This is a genomic window from Aestuariibaculum scopimerae (assembly GCF_059428085.1).
Genome location: NZ_CM182089.1, coordinates 2,736,817 through 2,760,975 on the forward strand (window position 1 = coordinate 2,736,817; position 24,159 = coordinate 2,760,975).

The window sequence follows — 24,159 nt, forward strand, 5'->3', positions numbered from 1 at the left end:
AATGAGCACACAACAGTAAGAAACAACTAAACAACTAAACAACAACCGACTCTACGACAGTCGACTCAACGACAGTCGACTCAACAACACACAACATATATGACCACCAGACCACCACCACCATACCAACAGTAAAAGAACCCTCACTTTTATCAGCCGGTTCTCAACATCTATATTTTTTCTCTAAGAAAGAACACGTTTGATTAATAGCACCGATTAAACTATAACTTAAAAAATAAGATATTGAAATCAAACTTAAACCAATCCGTGGGCAAGCTATCGCTTTGGCCCAAGTTGGGCCGCGCCCTATGGCGGGCCCTGGGCTGGGTCGTTTCCCTGCTCATGTTATTGTTAAACTTTTTACAGTTCCAGAGCGCCCAGAGCATGGCCACCAAGCTGGAGGACACCCAACAGCACATAAGGAACGCCCGCGCAACCCTGGACAGTGCCCAGCGCTACATTATGGAGATGGAGCTGGACCTCAAGGCCTTCGAGGCCCGCGAGGCCAGCATAGACTCCGAGATAGCCTCCCTGCTGGAGCAGTGGCGAAACGATTTGTTGCACATTAAAAGCCAATTGAACGACCATGAGCAGCAATAAGCACACCCCCGACTTTAAGATGACCATTACCGCCACCCGTATCGAGGACATACTCCCCTCGGCACTGGGCATTATAGAGCGGCGCACCAATATTACCCTTAAGAGCATCGTCTTTAAAAAGCGCTGCATGATCCTAAGCCTGTCCGGTGGCTGGGCCCAGGTGTTCAACATGGCCCAGTGCATGGAGACCCTGGATGGGCTTACGGGGTATTTGATTGAACGGAACAGTGAAAAGTGAAAAACTAAAAGTGAAAAGTGAACAGTGAAAAACTAAAAACTAAAAACTAAAAGTGAAAAGTAATAAGTCTGTCATTCAGAGACATAATTTTTGGTACCCAAACAGACAAAATGAGATGACGAACAACTGTAATCATAGTGTCAGTTCGAGCGCAGTCGAGAACCTTAAAACAGTTAAAAATGAACACGTTGCAAAATACGTCATCGGTAGGGAGGCAACGACCGAAGAATCTCAACTTGAAAAGGACAGTTAAAAACTAAAAACTAAAACTAAAAGGGATAAGTAAAACCCCGAGGGTTAAGAAGCTTAGGAAAAAGTAAGTAAGCAAAGGCCAAACCTAATAACGAAGTGGTCTAGCATCTAAATAAGAAAAAATCCCAACAAAATGTTTAATATAAAAAAGTTTATAAAAATGATTAAATTTTGTTTGCAACCAAATCCGGTAACTCCGGATCCGAACGATCAATCCGCAAGGGTAAAGCCTGCGGCTATTTATGATCTGGAAGCCATTGTAAAAAAAGCCGCAAAGCGCGGTACCAGTTTTACCGAAACCGATATAAACGGTGTTATTAACCTGGTGTTTGATGTAATTAGCGATGAGGTAGCCAATGGCAACTACGTAAACCTGCCCTTGGTAAACATACGCCCCAGTATAAAAGGGGTGTTTGCCAATGCTACGGACAGCTTTGATGCATCGCGCCACATTAAGCGGGCCACCGTTACGGCGGGCCTACTGCTTAATGCTAAAATGCAGGCAGCCAAAGTAGAAAAGATTACGGCCGAGCTGCCGGCGCCCGTACTAATAGAGTTTACCGATGTAACATCGGCCACCACAAACAGCTTGCTTACCCCTGGGGGTATTGGGGTGATTGTAGGTGAAGAGCTAAAGTTTGACCCTGCCAATGTGGCCGAAGGCATCTTTTTTGTGCCCGAGGCCGGTGGTGCGGCCATCAAGGCCAGCATTTTGGCATTGCGCACAGAGGGGAAGCTTATGTTTAGCATACCCGAAGCCATAGAGCTGCCCGCAGGCAACTACAGCCTAGAGGTAAGAAAGGGCTATGGCAACAATGCCAACCTTCGTAGCGGCGGTCTAAACGACAGCCTGGAGGTTAGTTAGAGCCTTAAGGCCCAAAAAGAAAAAGCCAGAAACTTTCAGGAATGTTGGGTTGGAAGTTTCTGGTTTGTCTTTCTTCTCCCTATTCTATTCAAACAGTAACATAAGCCAGGCCAACAGCCAACAGCTAGAGGCTAGAAGCTAGAGGCTAGAAGCTAGAAGCCAGAAGCTAGAGGCTAGAAGCCAGAGGCTAGATGCTAGAAGCCAGAAGCCAGAGGCTAGAAGCTAGAAGCCAACAGATTAAGTTAAAGTCTTGAACTGATTAAGTTAATCTGGGTAACTGATTAGGTTAAAGTCTTGGATTGATTAAGTTAAAGATTTTTTGTTTTTAAACTGTTCCATTTTTTTTCAACAAAAAATCAAAAAAAATCAAACATGACAAAAATCATAGTTTAGATTCTACTTTGCCCTGAAATTTGTACCATAATTAATAAACAAAAAAAAACAGAAATGAACACACTAAAGAACATAAATGCGAAAATTTTGGGAGCAGCCATTTTATTTATGGCAACCTTTCAAATAACACAAGCGCAGGAGTTAAAATTAGAAAATCAAGAATCTACATTAAAAGTTTTAGGAACCTCTAGCTTACACGATTGGCATATAGAAGCAGAAGAGCAAAGCGGTACACTAAAATTAAAAAATGCCGAAGCAGGTGAAATAGAAACTTGTACCATTAAAGTAGTGGCAGAAAGTTTAAAAAGTGGCAAATCGGCTATGGACAAAAACACATACAAAGCCCTTAACACCAAAGAATTTAAAACCATTCAATTTAAATTAACCCAGGTAAATGGCATAACAAGTAAAGGCAATGGTGTATTCGCAGTAAAAACAAAAGGCGATTTAACCATAGCAGGCACAAAAAAGCCCATAGCACTAGACTTTACCATACATATTACCAGTACCAAAACAACACTAGAGGGCGAAACAACATTTAAAATGACCCATTTTAATATAGACCCCCCAAAAGCATTATTTGGTACCATAACAACAGGCGATGAAATAACCGTAAAATTTACAACCGTATTTAAATAGAATAAACAATAATCAATAACAAACAAATAATAGAAAACAATAAACACTAACACTTAAATTATAAAAATCATGAAATCAAATTTAAAACATGTAATATTTGTAGTAGCCATATTAGCTGGATTTAGTTTATATGCGCAGAACAGGAGCCTAGACAACTTTAGAGATCCTGATAAAAATGGAGTAAACGTATTTGAAGCACCAAAAGATACCGTTTCAACATTTCAAGACGTAAAACTTAGAATAGGAGGTGCATCAACCTTACAATTACAAGCCTTATCACAAGAAAACAATGGGTCTGCAGAGTTAATAGACATGGGTAGTAACTTTAACTTAGCAACAGCCAACTTAGATTTAGATTTAGCACTAGCAGATGGTGTGAGAATGCACTTAAGAACATACCTATCATCTCAACACCATACCGAAACCTATGTAAAAGGTGGGTATATCCAAATAGATAAGTTAGACTTTATTAGCGAAGGCTTTTTAGGCGACTTTATGAAACATGCCAGAATAAAAATAGGGCATATGGAAAACAACTATGGCGATACACACTTTAGAAGAAGTGACAACGCTATGGCACTGTACAACCCATTTGTAGGTAACTATATAATGGACTCTTTTACCACCGAAGTAGGAGCAGAGTTTTACTATTTCTGCAATAACTGGATGGGAATGGTAGGTATAACCAATGGTAAATTAAACCAAAACGTAACCGATAAAGACCAAACAAGCCCATCATTCTTGGCCAAAATTGGATACGATAGCCAAGTAAGCGAGGACTTTAGATTCCGTTTAACAGGATCTTTATTCCACAGTGCACACAACAATGCTAGAGGTATATACCTATATAGTGGTGACAGAGCAGGATCTCGTTACTACTCAGTAATGACCGATGTAGATGGTAATGGCGATGGCTTTAGAGGTGGTAGAATAAACCCAGACCTAAAAAATGAAATGACAGCCTTTATGATTAACCCATTCATAAAATATGGCGGCCTAGAGTTCTTTGGAGTTATTGAAACAGCATCTGGTAAAAGAGTAACCGAAACAGATAACAGAAGCTGGACTCAAATTGCTGGTGAGTTATTGTACAGATTTGGAGCAAATGAAAACCTTTACCTAGGTACACGTTACAATACAGTAAGTGGTGAACTTACTAGTGGAGATGATGTAACCATCAACAGATTCCAATTAGGTGCTGGTTGGTTTATGACCAAAAACATCTTAATGAAATTAGAATACGTTAACCAACAATACAAAGATTACCCAACTGCAGATTTACACGCAGAAGGTAAATTTGATGGACTCGTACTAGAGGCAGCAATTAGCTTCTAAACCTTGAATTAGTAACCAAAACAAGTCTCTTAAGCATTTGCTAAAAAAACAACATGCTAAACCTGCCAATACTTTTGAGACTTGTTTTATATCTTTAAGGAGAATAGAGAATAGAGAATAGAGAGAAGAGAGAAGAGAATAGAGAGACGATTCAAATTAAGTACCTATCTGCCCAACAGGCAGGTTTAAAACACTTATAAAAACACAATAGTCATGAAAAAGTTTGTTTATTTAGTTAGTACACTTATAGCATTTGCCTTTACAACTAAAGACACCATTGTAAAAAGTACAACCGTTACCATAGCGCCAGAAAGCTCACTAATGGTAACAGGTACCACTAACGTAAACAGCTTTGAATGTGTGTACAATATTGATAGGTTTAAAAACCCCATACCTGTGTATTACCACAACCAAAGCGGTAAGATACTGTTTAGTAAAACAGCATTGGTTTTAGATAATTATGCATTTGATTGTGGGGGCAGAGCCATAAATAATGATTTTCAAAAAATATTAAAATCTGATAAATACCCGCACATTAGCTTAATTTTAAAAGAAATCAATGCCATAGACATCGAAACAAAAAACCATATAGAGGTCTTGGTAGATTTAGAAATAGCAGGTGTTAAAAAGCCATATAGCATTCCAATAGCCATAGAAAAAAACGAGGATATAATAATAAGTGGGGGATTGCGCATATGCTTAACAGATTTTGATATAGAAACGCCTAAAAAGTTTTTTGGTCTCATATCCATAGACAAAGAAATAGAAATCGATTTTAGGTTAGTGGTAGAAGCGTTTGGCGGACAGTAGAATGTGAGAGTTAATAGCAAAGTAAATTCCAAACACCGAAACCAGAAAAGACTTCAAATAATAAATTTGAAGTCTTTTTTTTTATTGTATCTTACCCATAGTATAGACACTATGTTGCCGTATCGTGCTTCTGGTTCTAGCCTTTTATATATAAACGAAATGGTAAAATATCTAAAACTAATAATTATGCGAAATCTTTTTTTTCTAGTACTGGGTATCAGTATTAATTTAGTAAGTGCCCAAGCCCAAGTAAAACCAGAAGTACTGTTGCCAAAAGTAGTAACCGATACTTACCATGGTGTAACATTAGAAGACCCATATCGCTATATAGAAGATTTAAGCAATCCAGAGGTCATTACCTGGATGAAAGCCAATGCCAATTACGCCAATTCCATACTAAACAGCATATCTGGAAAAGAAAAAATATTCAATAAAACCATGGAGCTTATAGATAGGCGCTCAGTACAAGTAGGGCAATTAACAATTACCAAAAAAGACACTTATTACTATCTTAAGCGAGTGCCCGGCGAAGACATATTAAAAATGTACAAGCGCCAAGGCTTTAATGGAGCAGAAAGCCTTTTTTTTAATCCCGAAACCTATTCAACAGATAGTACAAAAACCTATACTATATCTTCAATAAAGCCCAACATACAAGGCGATAAAATTGCGGTTACGGTAGCAGCCAATGGTTCAGAAAACCCAGAGACCTTAATTTTTAAAGCCAATGGCGAGCTGTATCCAGAAACCGTACATTTAGGAACAGGACTATCTTGGCTAAAATCTGGAACCGCTTTTTACTATTCCAAATTAAACTCTCCAGACGTTACCGATATGGATAGACAACTGTTTAATAAAGTGTATGTGCACGAGGTAGGGACAGAGCAAGACAAGGATACCGTAGTGTTTTCTAAAGATATGTGCCCAGAAGTAAACATCAAGGGGCCAGAAATGCCAGTTGTAGTTTATCAAAAAGATTTAGATATAAACCTATTAGCTAAATATACAGTAGATAACCGTTTGCAGTACTATTACAGTAAAGCTACCAAAGACAAGCATACCTGGCAAGTGCTTACAGAACAAGATGATAACGTAACAAGTATAGCGGCAAATAGTAACTTTATGTATTACTTAACCTTTAAAGGAGCGCCCAACTATAAAATACTAAGAGCACCTGCAGCAGCGCCTTCCTTTTTAAATGCTACCACGCTTGTAGAAACCTCTGATACCGAGATAATCACCGAATTTACACTAACAAAAGAAGGGCTGTATTATGCCACCATGAAAAATGGGGTAGAGGCAAGCCTGTACTTTTTGGCAAACCAGGCCACCACTCCCAAAAAAATACCCTTGCCTTTTACAGCTGGGCAATTGGGACTGAGCAATAAAGATAGCAGCTCCAGTGAATTGTGGATCTCTATTTCGGGGTGGACCTCGCCCGGAAAGCGCTTTTTATACAATCCAGTAACCGAAACCTTTACGCACCAGCAGCTCTCTACAAGCGTAGAATATCCAGAATTGGACAACCTAGTGGTTAAAGAAGTTATGGTGGCATCGCATGATGGGGTGATGGTACCCGTTTCTATTATTCATAATAAAGATTTAAAGCTAGACGGACAAAACCCTACCACGCTATACAGTTATGGTGCTTATGGTATTTCCACCAGTCCATTTTTTAGCCCCATAACCCTAGCTTACACCATTTACGGTGGCGTATTGGTAATACCCCATGTGCGCGGTGGTGGAGAGTTAGGGCAAGCCTGGCATAAAGCCGGACAAAAAGAAACCAAACCCAATACCTGGAAAGATGCCATAGCCGCAGCAGAATATGTAATAAAAGAAGGCTATACCAACCCCAGTAAAGTATCTATTTTTGGGGGAAGCGCTGGAGGCATTATGGTAGGACGTGCCATTACCGAACGCCCAGATTTGTTTGTGGCAGGCGCGCCTATGGTTGGTGCTATGAATACCGTTAGGAGTGAAGAAACGCCCAACGGCCCAGTTAATATTCCAGAATTTGGAACGGTAAAAGATCCTGAAGAGTTTAAAGCTTTGTTAGAAATGGATTCATACCACCATTTAAAAGCAGGAACCAAATATCCGGCCATGCTAATAACGGCAGGAATTAACGACCCCCGTGTAATTGCTTGGGAACCAGCAAAATTTGCAGCAAAAATGCAAGCAAATAATGCGGCCGATACCCCTATTTTATTTTTAACCGATTTTTCAGGAGGCCACGGTGGTGGTACCAAAATAACAGATATAATAAATGAATATAGCAATATTTGGGCATTCTTTTATTGGCAATCTGGTCACCCAGAATTTCAACTAAAAAAAGACATGCCCAAAGATTGATTTTAAAACATTTGGTTGGTTATTTTTTGGTAATACTACCAGAAACCGCATCGTTTTTCTCTACCGAAGCGGGGTTGCCATAGTATTTAATGTTGCCACCACTGCTGGCGTTAGCAGTTAGTTCTTTGGCTGTATTAATAGTAATATCGGCACCACTGCTAGCCTTTACCTGGCTAGATTGTGCCATTAGGTTTGCAGCAGAAATATCACTGCCACTGGTGGCTTCAACAATAAGCTGGTTGGTTGTACCAGAAAGGTGTAAATCACTACCACTGGTAGCTTTGCAATTTAAAACCGTAGTAGTAACATCTAAATCCACATCGCTACCACTCGTGGTTTCTATAGATAAATGGTTTGCTGTTATCATATTAGTACCATGCACATCGCTACCGCTAGTGGCTATAATGTTTTCAATACTTTTAAAACGTACGGTTACTTTTTTAGCAGTACAGCTTCCAATGTTTTCTTTGGTGTGTATTTTTAAAGTATTATCAATAACTTCAGTAACAATAAGGTCTTGCAAGTTTTCATCAGCCTCAACAGTAATGCCTTCAGCATCCCCTTGGGTTAAGTAAACATCCAACCCCTCGGTAGCTTTAATGGTAGAAAATGGTTGGTCTATAGGGCGGTCTTCAACAAGTACATGGCCATTGCCACTTACGCCATAATTAAACCCAAAGTTACAAGAGCACAGGCAAAAGCTTAATATAGTTGTTACAATAATTTTAGCTAGAGTTGTCATAATGATTTGTTTTATTTTTTTGATTGTTGTTTAATGTGTCGTTCAAAAGTAATACGTATAATTAGTGATGCGTAATCCATATTACCGAACGGTTTATTTTTAATACTGAATTGTTTATTTATTCGGAGTCTATTTTAATACCATCAGAGTCAATCTTAACCTTAACAGATTCAGATTCCCCTTTAATGCCATCTTTGTCAATACGCAAGGTCGTGCTGTCGTCCTTTTTTATTTCAACACCATGCTCGTCTATTTTTAAATTGTGTGTGTTTACCTTAACTTCAAAATCGCTATCCTCACAGTCTGCACAAGTAAAACCATCCTCGGTAACCGTAATGTAATGGTTAACATACCTGGGGGACATCTCATTGCGGTAACTTAAAAACTTTCTAGAGTTGGTATGGAAGTAAGCCACAGTACCTTCTGGTAAATACAGCGTAACCCTAATTTTTTGATCACTAAATTTATTATCGGCACTGGTAGACAGATAAGGGTCTAGCACCAGTTCATTTCGGTCATTAAACACATGGTTGTAATCTATGTTTTTAGCACGCGCCAGGGCCTTTTCGTAATTTCTGCCATCGGCACTTTTTTCAATGCTTAACGAAGCCAAAGAATCTGTAGTGGATTTAACATAAACAGTAATATTCGATCTATAAATGGTTTTTTCGCCTTCCTCATTATTGGCCAGTTTAAAAGGGCTTTTAATATAATACGATGAACTGTAAATAGTGTTCTCGGCCATTTTAATCTTTAAAGTATCGTTGGCAGTAATATTTAAGGTTTCTTTTTCTATAAACCGTTCGTTATTGGCATGCTCACTGGCTTCGCGAATACCAATAACGGCCAAACATATAATAGATAGCAGCCATAGCCCCAGCAACGTAAATTTAGCAACGTTACCAATAGATTTTAGGTTGTTGATAAGAATACGTAAACCAATATAAAATAAGAAGAAGAACGGAATACCAACCGCCAAAAAGCTCAATAAAGAAACAAGCCAAAGGGGCGTGTTACCTGCATTAACAATATGTACCAAATCAATGCCCGGAATGTGCACAATATCGGCCACACCCAAAGAGAACAAGCCAATAATCAATGATATAAGTGCCAAAGCCCCTGTAAGGATTAAGATAATGCCTATAAACTTGGCAAATACCTTAAAGAAAAACATAATAACCTCGCCAAGCGTATCAAAAAAAGTTTTAGAAGACGATTTAATATTACTACTGGGCTTTTTTACATGAACGTTCTTGGCAGCGTCTGATACATTTTTGGCAGCGCCCGAAAGCGAATCGCCTACGTTTTTTGCTACATCGCTAACCGTATCTGATACCGTATCAAACCCATCTTTTATTTTTTTTTCAATATTACTGATGTTCACCGGTTCTCCCGTCATCATAATCTTTTCAGCAGTAGTTTTGGCCTCTGGTACCAAAACCCAGAAAAGAATATATATTAATATAAAAGTACCACCAGACCCTATGGTAAGAACAATCCAAAGTAAGCGCATCCATACAGCATCTACACCCAAGTAATGCCCCAAACCAGAAGATACCCCACCAATATAGGAGTTATCGGTATCTCTAAATAGTTTTTTAGAAGGCGCCTGTTTTCTTTGGTAATGCGTACGTGGCTCGTCTTCAAAAATTTCGTCATCCACCAGGTAATCCTCGGGTTGTCCCATAATGGAAATCACTTCGTCCACTTCCTTTAAACGAATTACCTGTTTATCATTTTGTACACGCTCGTTAAAAAGTTCAGCAATGCGTGCTTCAATATCTGCTATAATTTCAGACCGCCCTTGTGAATCTGTAAATGAACGTTTTATAGCCTCAAGATAGCGCTGTAGTTTTAAGTATGCATCCTCATCAATGTGAAAGAATACACCTGCTAAATTTATATTGACTGTTTTATTCATTTTAATGTTTTTTTTGTTTGGTTACTATATTTACTGCATTTTGTAATTCACTCCAAGTAGTGTTTAATTCTTTTAAAAACAATTTACCGGTTTCAGTTAACCCGTAATATTTTCTTGGTGGTCCTGAGGTCGACTCTTCCCATCTATAATTAAGAAGCCCCGCATTTTTTAGTCTTGTAAGTAGAGGATATATTGTTCCTTCTACCACAAGCAATTTTGCGTCTTTAAGAGTGTCAAGAATTTCTGCCACATAGGCATCGTCGTCTTTTAAGACCGATAGTATGCAGAATTCCAAGACGCCTTTACGCATTTGTGCTTTTGTGTTTTCTATCTTCATGTTCTAAAGCGTTTAAATGTTGTGAAACTGTTCATTTTTTGATTGATTTATTGATGAATATTTTATTGATGGTTCTATTTTAAAAAATTGATGGTTAAAGGGTATTTATATTCATGGCCATCCCGTGCCTTTAAACTGGCCAGTATAATTAAAACCATTTCTATAATAAACCCTATAAAGGCTAAAATACCCAAGCCACCACCTATATATAAAAGTGGGGAAGGCTTACCAATATTAATATGAAAATCATGAAGCCCATGAAAATCTATAAAATCGATACCACTAAAGAATTTAAATATAAAAAGGGGAATAGTAAAGGTGCCAATAATTATGGCATATAATAAAATACTTATTTGAAAGTTAATGGCCTGTTTACCGTGGGCATCTATAAATTCTGATTTGTCCTTATTGGAAACCCATAATACAATAGGGCCTATAAAATTTCCAAACGGAATGATAAATCTGCTAAAGGTAGATAAGTGTATAAATGTAGCGATGTTTTTTTGGTGGTTGTCTAACATGATCTTAAACATATAATAGTTTCTTATGCAAATATATATCTTAAAACAGGTATTATGTTACGCATAGTACTATAATTAACATAAATTTAACATTTAATCCTAACAATAATTTTTATAACTTAGTGAAAATTTAATCCATATATAATGGAGATAACACCTCGAAAACTAAACACCTTTGCACTGTTTAATTTACCATCGGCTTATATTTGTGGGGTACGCGCAAAGTATATTGATACCCGTAAATGCATGGTAAGTGTACGGCACCGATGGATTAATCAAAACCCATTTAAATCTATGTTTTGGGCCGTACAGGGCATGGCTGCAGAGTTTGCAACAGGCGCCTTAATGATGACCAAAACTAGGGGCACGGGCCATAAGTTATCTATGTTGGTAACCTCAAACAAGGCAGTGTTTACCAAAAAAGCTACCGGAAAAATTGTGTTTACCTGCAATGATGGTGCTTTAATGGAAGCTACCGTTAAAAAAGCAATTGAAACCAAAGAAGGGCAAACGGTATGGGCTACATCTACAGGGGTAAACAGTGAGGGGGTTGTAGTTTCCACCTTTGAGTTTGAATGGAGTGTAAAAGTGAAACAATAAAGACTAAGCGTGTAACAATTTAATGAAAACAGAAACAAATGGATGTACAGTATAATAACCCATAACAATAAAAAACAATTTAGATGACAGCACACGAAATAGATTATAACATATATGGCGAAGAAATGCAATATGTTGAGGTAGAACTCGATCCGCAAGAAGGTGTTATTGCCGAAGCGGGTAGTTTTATGATGATGGACGATGGCATTAAAATGGAAACCATATTTGGTGACGGCTCGAAAAACGATTCCGGATTTTTGGGCAAGATATTAGGGGCAGGTAAGCGCATACTAACAGGCGAGAGCTTGTTTATGACAGCCTTTTACAATACCCTTTCAGGAAAGAAAAAGGTATCTTTTGCTTCACCGTATCCAGGTAAAATCATTCCTATAGACCTAACAGCGTTTAGGGGCAAGTTTATTTGTCAAAAAGATGCCTTTTTATGTGCCGCTAAAGGCGTAAGCATTGGCATAGAATTTAGCAAGCGTTTAGGCAGGGGCTTTTTTGGAGGCGAAGGCTTTATTATGCAAAAATTAGAAGGCGATGGGCTGGCCTTTGTACATGCCGGTGGTACCATGGCCATGAAAGTATTGCAACCTGGAGAGGTTATGCGAGTGGATACCGGTTGTATTGTAGGCTTTACCCAAGATGTGGATTATGACATAGAGTTTATTGGTGGTATTAAAAACACCATTTTTGGAGGCGAAGGCCTATTTTATGCTAAGTTAAGAGGGCCAGGAACAGTTTACATACAATCCTTGCCATTTAGTAGATTGGCGGGCCGTGTATTGGCATCGGCTCCAAAAGGCGGTGGAAAAGATAAGGGCGAAGGCAGTCTTTTAGGGGGATTGGGCGATCTTTTAGATGGAGACAATCGTTTTTAATGTTATTTTTAGATTTTTATAACAAAAAACATTAAATATTTTTGTATTTTTAGACGTTCTAATAAAAAAATTTTTATTGCCTATAAAACACCTCTACGTTTATTCAACCACAAAAACCTAAATAAGATTATGGCAAGAGCGATGCTTGAGTATACTAAAACTGTACTTAACAAAGTCAGTTTTGACACAACGTTGTTTTGCAGAGAAGTACAAAAGGCTGTGCAGCGATTGCTGCCGTCTGAGATCGAAGAGCTTAAAATATTTATTTTATCTCTTATACAGCAAAACCCAGAATTAAATCAATGTTTAATTTATTTAAAACCATAAAAAAAGGCGGCTAAAAAGTCGCCTTTTTTAATGTCTTAAATGAAGCATTGTTAACAGCTGAATTGTATATTTGCAAAAAAATAAATCAGCTGAAAAAACATATTGCCATACTGCTTCTTATAGCTTTTTCAATACGCCCAGCGTACTACATTGGGCAATTGGTTTATTTTGAATTGCACATAGACACCATTATTCAAAAATACTGTGTTAATAAAGACAAACCTGAGCTGCAATGTAATGGAAAGTGCCATTTAGCTAAGCAGTTGCAAATGCTGCCCCAAGACGACAATTCTGGTAAAGATAATTCCACAGCTTTATTGGTTGAGGCGTTTTACCCCTTGTATTTTCAACATATAAACCACCACGTTAACACAGGGTTTGTAGCAGAAAGTGTAACAAACAATTGGATATGGAAACGCACGGTAAGCACTAAGGCTTGCGTAGATTGTTTTCACCCTCCCGAAATATATCTCAATATAGTTTAAAAGTGTGTACAAGGATACCCCTTATGGTACACAAAAACAGTATTAACTAATAACATACATTATGGTATATAATGGCCTGCCCAAACGCGTTATGTTTTGGGTGTGCTATATATGTGCTATTATAAATTAAATTAAAAGATGAGATATTTTTTATATGCCTGTTTTTTACTGGCACCCCTTGCTGTATTGGCACAAGACCTTACTAATGAACAACCCTCTAATAAGCAACCCTGGAATGGCAACAGACCAGATGGGCATGCCCCAATTTCTGTGATGGGCGACCACACCCACGGTAAAGGAGAATTTATGTTCTCGTACCGCTATATGTTTATGGCTATGGAAGACATAAAAACGGGCCATGATGATACAGACTACCAAGATTTATTAATGCCCAATGGTACTTATATGGTAGCTCCTTACAACATGCCCATGCAAATGCACATGTTGGGAGCCATGTATGCCCCTTTAAATAACATAACATTGGTTGCCATGATGCCTTATGTATCCATGAAAATGGATCATGAAATGGCTAATGGCAATACATTTACAACCCAATCTGATGGATTTGGTGATGTTAAGTTGGGGCTTTTGTACAAGTTCTTTAATAAAAACCATCAGCAATTGCATGGCCAGTTTGCCGTATCATTACCAACAGGAGCTATTGATAATAAGGATGTTACCCCAGCCTCTATGGGTAATGCGGTTATTTTACCTTACCCTATGCAAATAGGAAGCGGTACGGTAGATACAGAATGGGGGCTAACATACTTGGCACAATGCCATGCCCTATCGTTTGGGTCGCAGCTAAAGGGCATTTTTAGGTTTGGAGAGAACAGTAAAGGGTATAGGTTGGGCAACCGGTACAGCTTAAACAATTGGTTGGCTATAAAGGCAACGCCTTGGTTAAGTTTTTCAGGACGTTTGGAAGGCTTGGTTGTAGATAAGATTCATGGACAAAACAGTGCACTAAACCCCATGATGGTTATTACTGCAGATACTAACAACTCTGGAGGGACTTACTTAAACTCTGGCTTCGGGTTTAACTTATATGTCCCCGAGGGCGCATTAAAAAACCTGCGTTTTGGATTTGAAATGGCAACACCCGTTTTACAAGATGTTAAAGGAACTCAATTAAAACAAAAAGAAACACTTACGTTTGGTATGCAGTATGCATTTTAATTGAGCTGTTCATTAAAGTATTGTAGAAAAAACATGGACCACCCGTTAAAATTCTACGTAGCGCCTTGAATGTTAAACACCTAAGGTGTATAGATGGGCTAGGGAAATCATTTTTTCTACAATACTTGATGCTTACGGGCAAAGTTTACTTAGGTAGCGGACTTATAATCTGAACATCCTGAAAGGCAATCGCCCCACGAACCACGCCGGAAATCACATCCTGAAGGGCTTCTATTATTTGCATTTTCAATTCACTTTTATGGTAAATAATGCTCACCTCTCTAGCTGGTGAAGGTTCGGTAAAAAAGTGCAGGTTTTCCTTTTCTCTATCATGTATCTCTAGCGTATGCAAATAAGGTAAAAGTGTCATCCCCAAGCCCTCATTGGATAGCTTTATAAGCGTTTCAATACTACCGCTTTCCAATTGAAAATGCTCATCCGATTGGTTTTTAAAAGCCTTGCACAGGTTTATTACACCATCTCTAAAACAATGGCCATCTTCTAAAAGTAGCATATCACTAATATCCAAATCGGCAACATCTATTTTTTTATTGCTGTGTAGTCTGTGGCTTTTAGGAATGTAGCTTACAAAAGGCTCATAATACAGCACACGTTCTTTAATGTTTTCGTCCTCTAATGGCGTAGCGGCAATGGCTGCATCTAAATGGCCGTCTTTAATGCGTGTTATAATTTCATCGGTTGTTAGCTCTTCAATTTTTAGTTTTACTTTAGGATGCCTTTTTATAAAGTTTTTTAAGAACATAGGTAACAGCGTAGGCATAACCGTTGGGATAATGCCCAGTTTAAATTCCCCTCCAATAAATCCTTTTTGTTGATCTACTATATCTTGGATTCTATACGATTCGTTAACAATGTTCCTGGCTTGGTTTACAATTTTTCTGCCTACATCAGTCAGTTCAATAGGTTTTTTGCTTCTATCAAAAATTTGTATGTCCAATTCGTCCTCTAACTTTTGTATTTGCATACTTAGGGTGGGTTGCGTTACAAAGCATTTCTCGGCAGCCTTGGTAAAGTTTTGGTTTTCTGCAACCGCTAAAACATAATATAATTGTGTTATGGTCATTAGTATCAATTTAGGCTATAAAAATATAAAAACTATCAATAAAACTTATCGTTTTATCTGTTAATTATAAATTAAATTTGTAGTAAATAAAAAAACAAAAAGATAATTATGACATTAAACAGTATAGGTTTAGATACCGTAAAAACGAAAGATTTAGCAAACGATTTAAACAACTTGTTGGCAAATTTTCAAATTTATTATCAAAACTTAAGAGGTATTCATTGGAATATAAAAGGAAAGCGTTTTTTTGATTTACATGTGAAGTTTGAAGAGTTGTATACCGATGCCAACGTGAAAGTAGATGAAATAGCAGAACGTATTTTAACTTTGGGCGAAACACCACTACACACGTTTGATGATTATACAAAAAATGCTCAGGTACCTGTTGGTAAAAATATATCGCAAGATGAAAAAGCCGTGACTTTAATTGTAGATTCTTTAGTAGAGCTATTAAAGATTGAACGTGCTATTTTAAACAAATCGGACGAACTTAATGATGAAGGTACCAATTCTATGATGAGTGATTTTATTACAGAGCAAGAAAAAACAGTTTGGATGATGAAAGCTTGGTTGAGCGAGACCGTTTAAATTGATTGAGTTGATTGATAGTGAAAAAGGCCTTATTTAGATAAGGTCTTTTTTATTTATAAGAGGCCTCTGGATTTAATTTCCAGATATTTATTAATAGTATCAATGGTAAGCTTTTCTGGTGTGGTTAGTATTGAATAGATACCAAACTTTTTTAACTCGTTTACAATAAGGCGTTTTTCAAAATCAAATTTTTCAGCAATAACTTTGTCATATACTTGCTGTACGGTTTCGGCCTTGGTTTTTATTAAGGTATCCAGTTCGGTATTTTTAAAAAAGATAACTACAAGCAAGTGGCTCTTGGCAATGGCTTTTAAGTAAGGGAGTTGGCGGTTTAGGCCATCAAGTGTCTCAAAGTTAGTGTACATTAATATAAGGCTCCTGTTGGTAATATGACGTTTTATATTGGCATATAAGCGACTGAAGTCACTTTCAAAAAAATCGGTCTTAACATTATACAGGGCCTCTAAAATAAGTTGCATTTGCGAACTGCGCCGCTCTGCAATAACCACGTTTTCAATACGCTTAGAGAACGAAAGTATACCAGCCTTATCGTGCTTTTTTAAAACAACATTACTAATTACCAAACTGGAATTAATAGCGTAATCTAAAAGGCTTAAACCATTAAATGGCATTTTCATGGCACGGCCTTTATCTATAATGGCATAGACCGGTTGCGATTTTTCATCTTGAAACTGGTTTACCATAAGTTGGTTGCGCTTGGCCGTAGCCTTCCAATTTATGGTACGAAGATCGTCGCCAAGCACATAGTCTTTTATTTGCTCAAACTCCATGGTATGCCCCAAACGGCGCACTTTTTTTAGGCCGTATTCCAATGAATTTTGGTTAATATTTAACAGTTCAAATGTTTTTAACTGTTTAAAACTAGGGTAGGTGGGTACCATAGTGCCACTATTGAAAGTAAAGCGCTTAGCAACCAGATTTAAAATGGAAGAGGCATACACATTTAAACTCCCAAAATGATATTCTCCCCTTTCTGTAGGTCTTAAAGTATAAGTAATGGTTTTAGATTTTCTGGAAGTTACGGTATCCTTTAAAATAAAATCCCGTTTTTGAAACTGTACGGGAATTTCATCAATAATACTTAAATGGATAAGAAAGGGGTAGTTATTTGTAACGGTAATGGTTACTAGGTTTTTGTCGCCATTCGAAAATTTATCAGGCAACTCCCTGTTGGCTTCAATTTTATGTTTACCGGTAAAGATAATCAGGAAATCTAAAATAAATAATAGTGCCAGCACCCAAATAATCAATTGCGCTATATTAAACAATAGTGGTATAAAATAGCTTAAACCAAATAGTACTACCAAACCAATGCCAGCATAAAAAAAACGGGGTTGTATATAAAAGGGTTTAAGGAATTTCAATTTTGCAATTTAAATGTTATTCTGTTTCTATGGGTTTTCCAATATCGTCTATTTCTGTGTGGTTTCCAATGCCCTTTGGATTGTCACCATATACATTAGGACCTTTTTCACTATCGGCAAAGAGCATCCATAAACTATAAAAGGGAATAATTTGGTACCATCCACTATTGCCTCTATCATGACAACGTTTAGCACCTTGTGCCAATAAGAACCATAGTAGTGGTACCCATGCAATGAAATATATAATTAAGAAATTATCTCCTAAGGCATCTAAAATAAATGCCATTAAAAAATATAGCAATAAATAGACCAAGTAACTTAATCCGTATTCGGTTCTTCTAATCCTGCCTTCAAATGAAAATGGTTTTTTAAACATAAGTAATTAATTTAAATATGAGTTATTTGTAAAAAACTGTAATTGCGACTGCGACTGTGACTGTGACTGTCCACTGCGACTGCATACTAATTAACGCGGTATCTCAACCGTTTCAATAATTTGTTTAATAATTTGTTTACTGGTAACACCTTCCATTTCACGCTCTGGGGTTACAATTACACGATGGTGCAATACGGGTATGGCCGCTCGTTTAATATCCTCGGGTGTTACAAAATCCCTACCAGACATAGCCGCAAATGCTTTACTGGCCTTTAATATGGCAATAGACGCTCTAGGAGATGCCCCTAAATATAAAAACTGATTGTTACGGGTAGCCACAATCAATTCGGCAATGTATTTAAGCAAATGTGATTCTATTAACACCCGACTTACCAACGTTTGGTAATTAACAACTTGGTCGGCTGTTAAAAACGACGCAATGGTATCGGTCTTTAGCTGTTCTTTAAGCTCATGCTCCCTTACCAAAATTTCTATTTCTTCCTCCAAATTAGGGTATTCTACATCAATTTTGAATAAGAAACGGTCTAATTGGGCTTCGGGCAATCGGTAAGTACCTTCTTGTTCAATAGGGTTTTGGGTAGCCAAAACTAAAAACGGTGCATCGAGTTTGTATTTAGTACCATCCATGGTTATTTGCTGCTCTTCCATAACCTCAAATAATGCAGCCTGGGTTTTAGCAGGTGCCCGGTTAATCTCGTCAATCAGGATCATATTAGAGAAAATAGGGCCTTTTTTAAATTCAAACTCCGATTGTTTAAGATTGAATACAGAAGTCCCTAATATATCACTGGGCATTAAGTCTGGTGTGAATTGAATACGGCTAAACCCAACACTTAAAGATCTGGCCAACAGTTTTGCGGTAACGGTTTTAGCAACACCCGGAACCCCCTCAATAAGGGCATGCCCTTTGGCCAAAAGTGCCGCAATAAGCATATCTATCATATCTTTTTGCCCAACAATTACTTTACCGACTTCCTGTTTAATTTGTTGGACACTATTTTGGAGCTCTGATAAATCCAACCGGTTTTTAAACTGTAAATCGTTTTCGGTTTCCTCAGTATTGGTATCTATGCTGGGGGCATTGGTGGTTTCATCCTTTGGTAAGTAGCTACTGTGGTCTTGTTGTTCTGTATTGTCTTCCATAATTAGTTTGTGTAAAAGGCTTCAATGTACCTGTTTAACTTGATTAGGTTTTCTTCAAAAAATTCATTCTTGGTTCTTAACCAATTTATATAATCGATTAGTTTTTTTATCTCGTTTTTTTTCTTTCCGGTTTTAGCAGCCAACTTTATTATAAAGTCATCGTTTAACTCAGATGTATTTAAATTATAATCGCTTCTAATTTTTTCTAAAAAGTACGTTATTTTTTTGTCAATTAAGTTTTTATGGTCTTGCGTTTCAAAATATAAATTAGAGATGGTTTTTACAAAAGCAATGGTGGTATTCTGCAAAGGTTTTATAATTTTTATTATGCGTTGCCGGCGTTTGGCATTGAAAATAATGAATAAAATGGTAAAAATGAGTGCGGTGTACCAAGCCCATCTAAAGGATAATTGTTCTAAAAACCAACTAAGGTTGGATGTTTTCTCAACATCGGCAGTATAACCGGATTGCACTTTTGTGAACGAATCAAAATAAACATTGGTTTCTGGTAAATAGGATATTAGGCCCTCTACATACTCGTGCCTGTTATTTTTTAAGATGTTGTAGTTTGTAAAGGCTTTGGGCTCTAAATGCAAATAAATTTGTCCTTTACCAAAAGGTACTTCAATAAAATTAACGCGTAAAGAGTCTATTTTGGAGTAACCCAGAACACGGTAGTTAGTAGAATCTAAACGCGAAAAATAGTTGTCGCCTTTATTTCTATCGATAACAGAAGGTTTTAATTGTTTGCTTTTAAAGGATACTTGCGACACACTATCTTTTGTATTGGGTACATAGAGCACATCCAATTGCAGGGTGTCGTGAATTTTTTGTGAAAAGTAGTAATCGGAAATAAAAAGGGTGTTGCCGTTATGGACGAAATTTAAAAGAGCATCTACCGATTCATCTTCTAGATAATTGGAGTTTCCTATAATAATATAGTTTCCTGCTGCTATGTGGTCACCATAGCTATCTTGGGCATTGGCTCTTAAATAACTGGCCGGATCGTGGTAAACGGTTCTTATTTTTTGGTCTTTGAACAGCTTGGGCAGTTCTTTGTAAAAGATACTTACACCATAGGGTTTGTTGCTTTTTTCGTTAAAAGATTCTTCCCAATCTACTGTTCTGGTGTTTTTTATGCCTAAAGCTATGGCCCCAAGTATAATTAAGGCTATAATAACAAAAAGGATAACGAGTGGCTTTTTCATTATTTAACTAGACTTAAAAGGGTTGTAAAATTGTTTTTGGCTTTGGTGTATTGCTCAGCATTTAAAGGAAACTCGCCATACCAAATATAGTTGTATAAATAGGAGGTATATGCAAATTTGTGGCTAAACGGTTTATTGCCAATATCGTTTAAATAGTCAGCATTGGTTTTGTCATCTTCAACTTTAATATGGTTTTTTAAACTTAATGTTTTTAAAACCAATAAATAGTAATACCGAATGGCCAGCCTGTAATCGTTCTCACTTTCGGCTTTGATAATTAATGAATCTATATCGGTGCTTTCAATATTATTGGCTGTAATCGTTTCATAGCCTTTTATGGTTTTATTTTGCTTTGTAGTGAACAAACCAGAACCACCTTGGTTAAGCAAGATGTACACTAAATAAACCACGGCAATGGTAATGGCAATATAAAAGACCCAGTTTATGGGTTTTAGGTCTATAAAAAAGGCATCGGTGTTATTTTGTTCTTTAATGGTTGGGTCTTCATTATTATAATCTTCATAATTGCCAGACCCGCTTGGGGTGGAATTTACAATTACGTTGCCTTCATAATTGTACTTGTTACCTGTATAGCGGTCTTTAAAGTTGTTATCAAACTTTCTAATTTGTTGGGGCTCTTGCAAACGGTCAATACAAAAACCAATATGGTGACCAGTAAGCATTAATACTAAAAAGCAGAGTATATGTAATTGGGTTATTTTCAAATGCTAGAGGTAATTAAAGTGGGGTTTTGTGTTATATGCTTTTGAATTTTAAAAGGATATATTAGGTAATAATAACTTATAGCACTAAGTGTAATGAGTATAATACCTACCGATAACCAATGTGGCATAACATTGGAGTACCGGGTAATAAACCCTTCTAAAAATCCTGCAGAAAATGTAAAAGGAAAGGTGCTGATTAAAATTTTTATTCCAGTTTTGGCGCCATGTTTAAAAGAGGTGTATCTGGAATGTGTGGCAGGAAATAAAATACTGGCCCCTAACACCAAACCTGCTGCAGCTTCAATAACGATGGCAAATATTTCCATAGAACCATGAATCCAAATACCGCGAACACTTTCCCAAAACACATCTTTTTCGTAAAAAAAATATTGAAATGAGCCCAGCATGATACAGTTTTTAAATAAGATATAAATAGTACCTATGCCCCCAAAAACACCTAGGATAAAAGACATAATCCCTACCCGTAGGTTGTTTACCGTAATGCCAATAAAGCTGCCCCAATTACTGCCACTTTTGTAAACGGCCACAGGATCGCCCGCTTCAATATTTTCAATGGACATGTTTACATATGCATCCCCTAGAATGGAACGCACAAATTCACCATCGTTGGCTGCAGATATAGCACCAATAAAGGTAAATGCAAAAAAAACAATAAACGCTACATAAATAAACTTACGGTATTGGTAGCAAATTAACGGGACTTCTGTTTTCCAAAACGCCACCAATCGGTTTGTATCCTCACGCTTTGTTTTATAGATTTTTTGAAAAGCTTTAGCCGCTAACTGATTGAGATACACTATAACCTTACTTTTAGGGTAGTAGGTTTGTGCGTATGCCAAATCGTTAATTAAATGGATGTATTGTGAGGCAAGTTCGTCAGGATCTTTAAAGTCATTGTTAAAGATTGCTTTTTCAAAACTCAACCATTTTTCCTTATTTTGCTTGATGAATGAAACTTCCCTCATATATTTGCTAAATTAAAATATAAAATGTCAGAGTTACAAATTAACACGACCCAAAATGTAAAAATAAACTTTAATGCAGCAGGCGCTGGGGAACGTCTATTGGCATTTATTATAGATTCTGCCATTAAAATAGGCTATCTTTTGGTAATGAATATGGTATTTGGAGCCTTTGAGGATATGGACCAATGGTCTCAAATAGGTATTGATACGCTGCTTAGTTTGCCCGTTATGTTTTACACCCTTACGTTAGAGGCTTTATTGGAAGGGCAAACATTGGGTAAAAAGGCACTTAATATTCGGGTTGTTAAGATAGATGGATATCAAGCATCTTTATCAGATTATGTGGTGCGCTGGTTTTTTAGGGTTGTAGATGTTTATGTATTGGGACTTGGTTTTTTTGTAATGCTGTTTAATAGTAAAACCCAACGTTTGGGTGATATGGCGGCAGGTACTGCGGTAATTAACTTAAAGGATAGTGTAAATATTAACCACACGATCTTAGAAGATTTGAGAAGTGATTACCAGCCTACATATCCAAATGTTATAAAATTGTCTGATAACGATGCACGTATTATTAAGGATACTTTTACCAATGCCAGAGCTACAAAAGATTACCAGACCTTAATAAAGCTTAGAAAAAAACTAATTGAGGTGATTGGAATAAAAGAAGTAAAACAAAAAACCGATATGGAGTTTATAGATACCATTTTAAAGGATTATAATTTTTATACCCAAGATATGTAAACAAAAGTTTTTACCCGATACCCAATACTAACTACTAACTACTAACTACTCAATACTAACTACTAATTACTCAATACTCAATACTAAACACCAATACCCATGTTCTACACCATAGATATTTTAGGAACCATAGCTTTTGCCATTTCGGGCGTGCTTGTGGCTATAGACAAAAAAATGGATTTGTTTGGTATCCTCATTATTGCATTTGTAACAGCTGTAGGGGGTGGCACACTTCGGGATTTATTAATAGGGAACACACCTGTTGGTTGGATGAAAGATATCACGTTTACTTATGTAATTATGGCTTCAGCTATTTTTGCAATTATTTTTAGAAGCAAAATCAATTATTTAAGAACCTCTCTGTTTTTGTTCGATACCATAGGTATTGGTCTGTACACATTAATAGGAATAGAAAAAGGTGTTAATGCCGAATTACATCCAATAATCTGTATTGCTCTAGGGACTATGACGGCAAGTTTTGGTGGCGTAATTAGGGATATTTTATGTAATGAAATCCCTGTTATTTTTAGAAAAGAGATTTATGCTACGGCATGTATACTTGGTGGAATTACCTATTTTTTATTAATTAAATTGCCCATACAAAATAATATTGTGTTTATTATTGCTGGTATTGTAGTAATTGCAACTAGGTTATTGGCAGTGAAATTTAAAATTGCTTTGCCCAATATTTATAATAAGCAATGATTTTTAATCAAGAATCAAAACATCCCGAATGTATACATTCTTAACAGGCCAATCCATATCATCGGTTTCAACAGCAGCAATTTTATCTACTACATCCATGCCATTAATAACTTTTCCAAAAATAGTATAGTCGCCATCCAGAAAATGGGCACCACCTTTTTGCTGTACAATGAAAAACTCGTAGGGCGAAGCTAGTTTATGCGGATTGTCTATTTCGCTACTGGGCATTGATATTACCCCTCTATTGTGTTTAAAACCACGCTTGGTATCTGGTGGTAATAAGTACTTACCAATGTTAAACCGCTTTAAACCCGTTTCGCGGTCATCACCACTACCAGCTTGTATAACAAAGTTATTGATGACTCTGTAAAACTGGGTGCCATTAAAATAGTTTTGTTCTGCTAGAAAAATAAAGTTGGCCCGGTGGTATTTTGTCTCGTTAAACAATAAAATGTCAATATCACCAAAGTCTGTTTTAATACGCACGTTATTTTCTTTGTGCTTTTTCTCGTACTCAAGAAAAAATAGCATGGCATTGTCAGAATCCAGTTTAGGATACTTTCTCTCTGTAATGTTTTTGGTGTTTTCTGTAGTATCTTTTTTTTCCAATTTGGTTTCGGTAACCTTGGTGTTCTTTTTTTTATTAGATTGCTTATCTTCACAATTTAGAAACAAAAAGGAAATACATACAAAAAAGATAACGCGCAT

The 24,159-nt window shown here is 36.9% G+C and carries 27 protein-coding genes; 15 read left to right on the top strand and 12 right to left on the bottom strand.

Annotated elements, in window-relative coordinates:
- The first annotated feature begins 243 nt into the window (after positions 1-243).
- The 7 genes from AC5SR4_RS11790 to AC5SR4_RS11820 all read left to right on the top strand — a co-directional run bounded on the left by AC5SR4_RS11790 (position 244) and on the right by AC5SR4_RS11820 (position 7,487).
- Entirely contained in the window at positions 244-600 is a 357-nt protein-coding gene (locus tag AC5SR4_RS11790) for a hypothetical protein (RefSeq protein ID WP_495356445.1), read from the top strand.
- A complete protein-coding gene (locus tag AC5SR4_RS11795; RefSeq protein WP_495356446.1) occupies positions 587-838 on the top strand; it encodes a hypothetical protein in 252 nt (83 codons plus the stop codon). The genes AC5SR4_RS11790 and AC5SR4_RS11795 overlap by 14 nt, the downstream gene beginning before the upstream one ends.
- A gap of 412 nt (positions 839-1,250) precedes the next feature.
- Positions 1,251-1,955: a DNA-binding domain-containing protein gene (locus tag AC5SR4_RS11800; protein ID WP_495356447.1), complete on the top strand. Its 705-nt coding sequence runs from the start codon at positions 1,251-1,253 to the stop codon at positions 1,953-1,955.
- A gap of 447 nt (positions 1,956-2,402) precedes the next feature.
- Positions 2,403-2,987, top strand: a complete 585-nt coding sequence (locus AC5SR4_RS11805) for a YceI family protein (RefSeq protein ID WP_495356448.1) — start codon at positions 2,403-2,405, stop codon at positions 2,985-2,987.
- A gap of 69 nt (positions 2,988-3,056) precedes the next feature.
- On the top strand, positions 3,057-4,322 hold the full coding sequence (locus tag AC5SR4_RS11810) for a hypothetical protein (protein ID WP_495356449.1): 1,266 nt from the start codon (positions 3,057-3,059) through the stop codon (positions 4,320-4,322).
- 213 nt (positions 4,323-4,535) lie between these two features.
- Positions 4,536-5,132, top strand: a complete 597-nt coding sequence (locus AC5SR4_RS11815; protein ID WP_495356450.1) for a YceI family protein — start codon at positions 4,536-4,538, stop codon at positions 5,130-5,132.
- Positions 5,133-5,318: 186 nt separating this feature from the next.
- On the top strand, positions 5,319-7,487 hold the full coding sequence (locus AC5SR4_RS11820; protein ID WP_495356451.1) for a prolyl oligopeptidase family serine peptidase: 2,169 nt from the start codon (positions 5,319-5,321) through the stop codon (positions 7,485-7,487).
- A 19-nt stretch (positions 7,488-7,506) separates the two neighbouring features.
- Here AC5SR4_RS11820 and AC5SR4_RS11825 read toward each other — a convergent pair whose 3' ends face one another.
- The 4 genes from AC5SR4_RS11825 to AC5SR4_RS11840 all read right to left on the bottom strand — a co-directional run bounded on the left by AC5SR4_RS11825 (position 7,507) and on the right by AC5SR4_RS11840 (position 11,020).
- The gene (locus tag AC5SR4_RS11825) at positions 7,507-8,229 is read right to left on the bottom strand and encodes a head GIN domain-containing protein (RefSeq protein WP_495356452.1); all 723 of its coding nucleotides are present in this window, start codon (positions 8,227-8,229) and stop codon (positions 7,507-7,509) included.
- Positions 8,230-8,347: 118 nt separating this feature from the next.
- Positions 8,348-10,150, bottom strand: coding sequence for a PspC domain-containing protein (locus AC5SR4_RS11830; RefSeq protein WP_495356453.1), 1,803 nt, complete (start codon positions 10,148-10,150; stop codon positions 8,348-8,350).
- Position 10,151: 1 nt separating this feature from the next.
- A complete protein-coding gene (locus tag AC5SR4_RS11835; RefSeq protein WP_495356454.1) occupies positions 10,152-10,487 on the bottom strand; it encodes a PadR family transcriptional regulator in 336 nt (111 codons plus the stop codon).
- A gap of 74 nt (positions 10,488-10,561) precedes the next feature.
- Positions 10,562-11,020: a DUF4870 domain-containing protein gene (locus AC5SR4_RS11840; RefSeq protein WP_495356455.1), complete on the bottom strand. Its 459-nt coding sequence runs from the start codon at positions 11,018-11,020 to the stop codon at positions 10,562-10,564.
- A gap of 132 nt (positions 11,021-11,152) precedes the next feature.
- On the opposite strand from AC5SR4_RS11840, the gene AC5SR4_RS11845 reads away from it, so the two are divergent.
- From AC5SR4_RS11845 to AC5SR4_RS11865, 5 genes are all read left to right on the top strand, one after another.
- The gene (locus AC5SR4_RS11845; protein ID WP_495356456.1) at positions 11,153-11,608 is read left to right on the top strand and encodes a DUF4442 domain-containing protein; all 456 of its coding nucleotides are present in this window, start codon (positions 11,153-11,155) and stop codon (positions 11,606-11,608) included.
- A gap of 83 nt (positions 11,609-11,691) precedes the next feature.
- On the top strand, positions 11,692-12,492 hold the full coding sequence (locus AC5SR4_RS11850) for a TIGR00266 family protein (RefSeq protein WP_495356457.1): 801 nt from the start codon (positions 11,692-11,694) through the stop codon (positions 12,490-12,492).
- Between the two features lie 129 nt (positions 12,493-12,621).
- The gene (locus AC5SR4_RS11855; RefSeq protein WP_495356458.1) at positions 12,622-12,819 is read left to right on the top strand and encodes a hypothetical protein; all 198 of its coding nucleotides are present in this window, start codon (positions 12,622-12,624) and stop codon (positions 12,817-12,819) included.
- A gap of 47 nt (positions 12,820-12,866) precedes the next feature.
- Positions 12,867-13,304, top strand: a complete 438-nt coding sequence (locus AC5SR4_RS11860) for a hypothetical protein (RefSeq protein ID WP_495356459.1) — start codon at positions 12,867-12,869, stop codon at positions 13,302-13,304.
- Between the two features lie 138 nt (positions 13,305-13,442).
- Positions 13,443-14,483, top strand: a complete 1,041-nt coding sequence (locus tag AC5SR4_RS11865; protein ID WP_495356460.1) for a transporter — start codon at positions 13,443-13,445, stop codon at positions 14,481-14,483.
- Positions 14,484-14,628: 145 nt separating this feature from the next.
- On the opposite strand, the gene AC5SR4_RS11870 is transcribed toward AC5SR4_RS11865, so the two are convergent.
- Complete coding sequence (locus tag AC5SR4_RS11870) at positions 14,629-15,567, bottom strand: hydrogen peroxide-inducible genes activator (protein WP_495356461.1); 939 nt, start codon at positions 15,565-15,567, stop codon at positions 14,629-14,631.
- A 108-nt stretch (positions 15,568-15,675) separates the two neighbouring features.
- On the opposite strand from AC5SR4_RS11870, the gene AC5SR4_RS11875 reads away from it, so the two are divergent.
- Positions 15,676-16,155, top strand: coding sequence for a Dps family protein (locus AC5SR4_RS11875; protein ID WP_495356462.1), 480 nt, complete (start codon positions 15,676-15,678; stop codon positions 16,153-16,155).
- 56 nt (positions 16,156-16,211) lie between these two features.
- Here the strand turns inward: AC5SR4_RS11875 and AC5SR4_RS11880 are convergent, their stop codons facing one another.
- From AC5SR4_RS11880 to AC5SR4_RS11905, 6 genes are all read right to left on the bottom strand, one after another.
- Complete coding sequence (locus AC5SR4_RS11880) at positions 16,212-17,543, bottom strand: DUF58 domain-containing protein (RefSeq protein ID WP_495356463.1); 1,332 nt, start codon at positions 17,541-17,543, stop codon at positions 16,212-16,214.
- Between the two features lie 16 nt (positions 17,544-17,559).
- Positions 17,560-17,919 carry a DUF805 domain-containing protein gene (locus AC5SR4_RS11885; protein WP_495356464.1) on the bottom strand — a complete coding sequence of 120 codons (360 nt, stop codon included), beginning with the start codon at positions 17,917-17,919 and terminating at the stop codon, positions 17,560-17,562.
- A gap of 90 nt (positions 17,920-18,009) precedes the next feature.
- On the bottom strand, positions 18,010-19,083 hold the full coding sequence (locus AC5SR4_RS11890) for an AAA family ATPase (RefSeq protein ID WP_495356465.1): 1,074 nt from the start codon (positions 19,081-19,083) through the stop codon (positions 18,010-18,012).
- Positions 19,084-19,085: 2 nt separating this feature from the next.
- Positions 19,086-20,291 (bottom strand): DUF4350 domain-containing protein, encoded by a 1,206-nt coding sequence (locus tag AC5SR4_RS11895; RefSeq protein ID WP_495356466.1) that lies wholly within the window; start codon positions 20,289-20,291, stop codon positions 19,086-19,088.
- Positions 20,291-21,016 carry a hypothetical protein gene (locus AC5SR4_RS11900; protein WP_495356467.1) on the bottom strand — a complete coding sequence of 242 codons (726 nt, stop codon included), beginning with the start codon at positions 21,014-21,016 and terminating at the stop codon, positions 20,291-20,293. The genes AC5SR4_RS11895 and AC5SR4_RS11900 overlap by 1 nt, the downstream gene beginning before the upstream one ends.
- Entirely contained in the window at positions 21,013-22,002 is a 990-nt protein-coding gene (locus AC5SR4_RS11905) for a stage II sporulation protein M (RefSeq protein ID WP_495356468.1), read from the bottom strand. Before AC5SR4_RS11905 ends, AC5SR4_RS11900 begins: the two co-directional genes overlap by 4 nt.
- Positions 22,003-22,026: 24 nt before the next feature.
- On the opposite strand from AC5SR4_RS11905, the gene AC5SR4_RS11910 reads away from it, so the two are divergent.
- Both AC5SR4_RS11910 and AC5SR4_RS11915 read left to right on the top strand, forming a co-directional pair.
- Positions 22,027-22,746, top strand: coding sequence for an RDD family protein (locus tag AC5SR4_RS11910; protein ID WP_495356469.1), 720 nt, complete (start codon positions 22,027-22,029; stop codon positions 22,744-22,746).
- Positions 22,747-22,845: 99 nt separating this feature from the next.
- Positions 22,846-23,451, top strand: coding sequence for a trimeric intracellular cation channel family protein (locus AC5SR4_RS11915; protein WP_495356470.1), 606 nt, complete (start codon positions 22,846-22,848; stop codon positions 23,449-23,451).
- A 3-nt stretch (positions 23,452-23,454) separates the two neighbouring features.
- Here AC5SR4_RS11915 and AC5SR4_RS11920 read toward each other — a convergent pair whose 3' ends face one another.
- A complete protein-coding gene (locus AC5SR4_RS11920) occupies positions 23,455-24,159 on the bottom strand; it encodes a peptidylprolyl isomerase (protein ID WP_495356471.1) in 705 nt (234 codons plus the stop codon).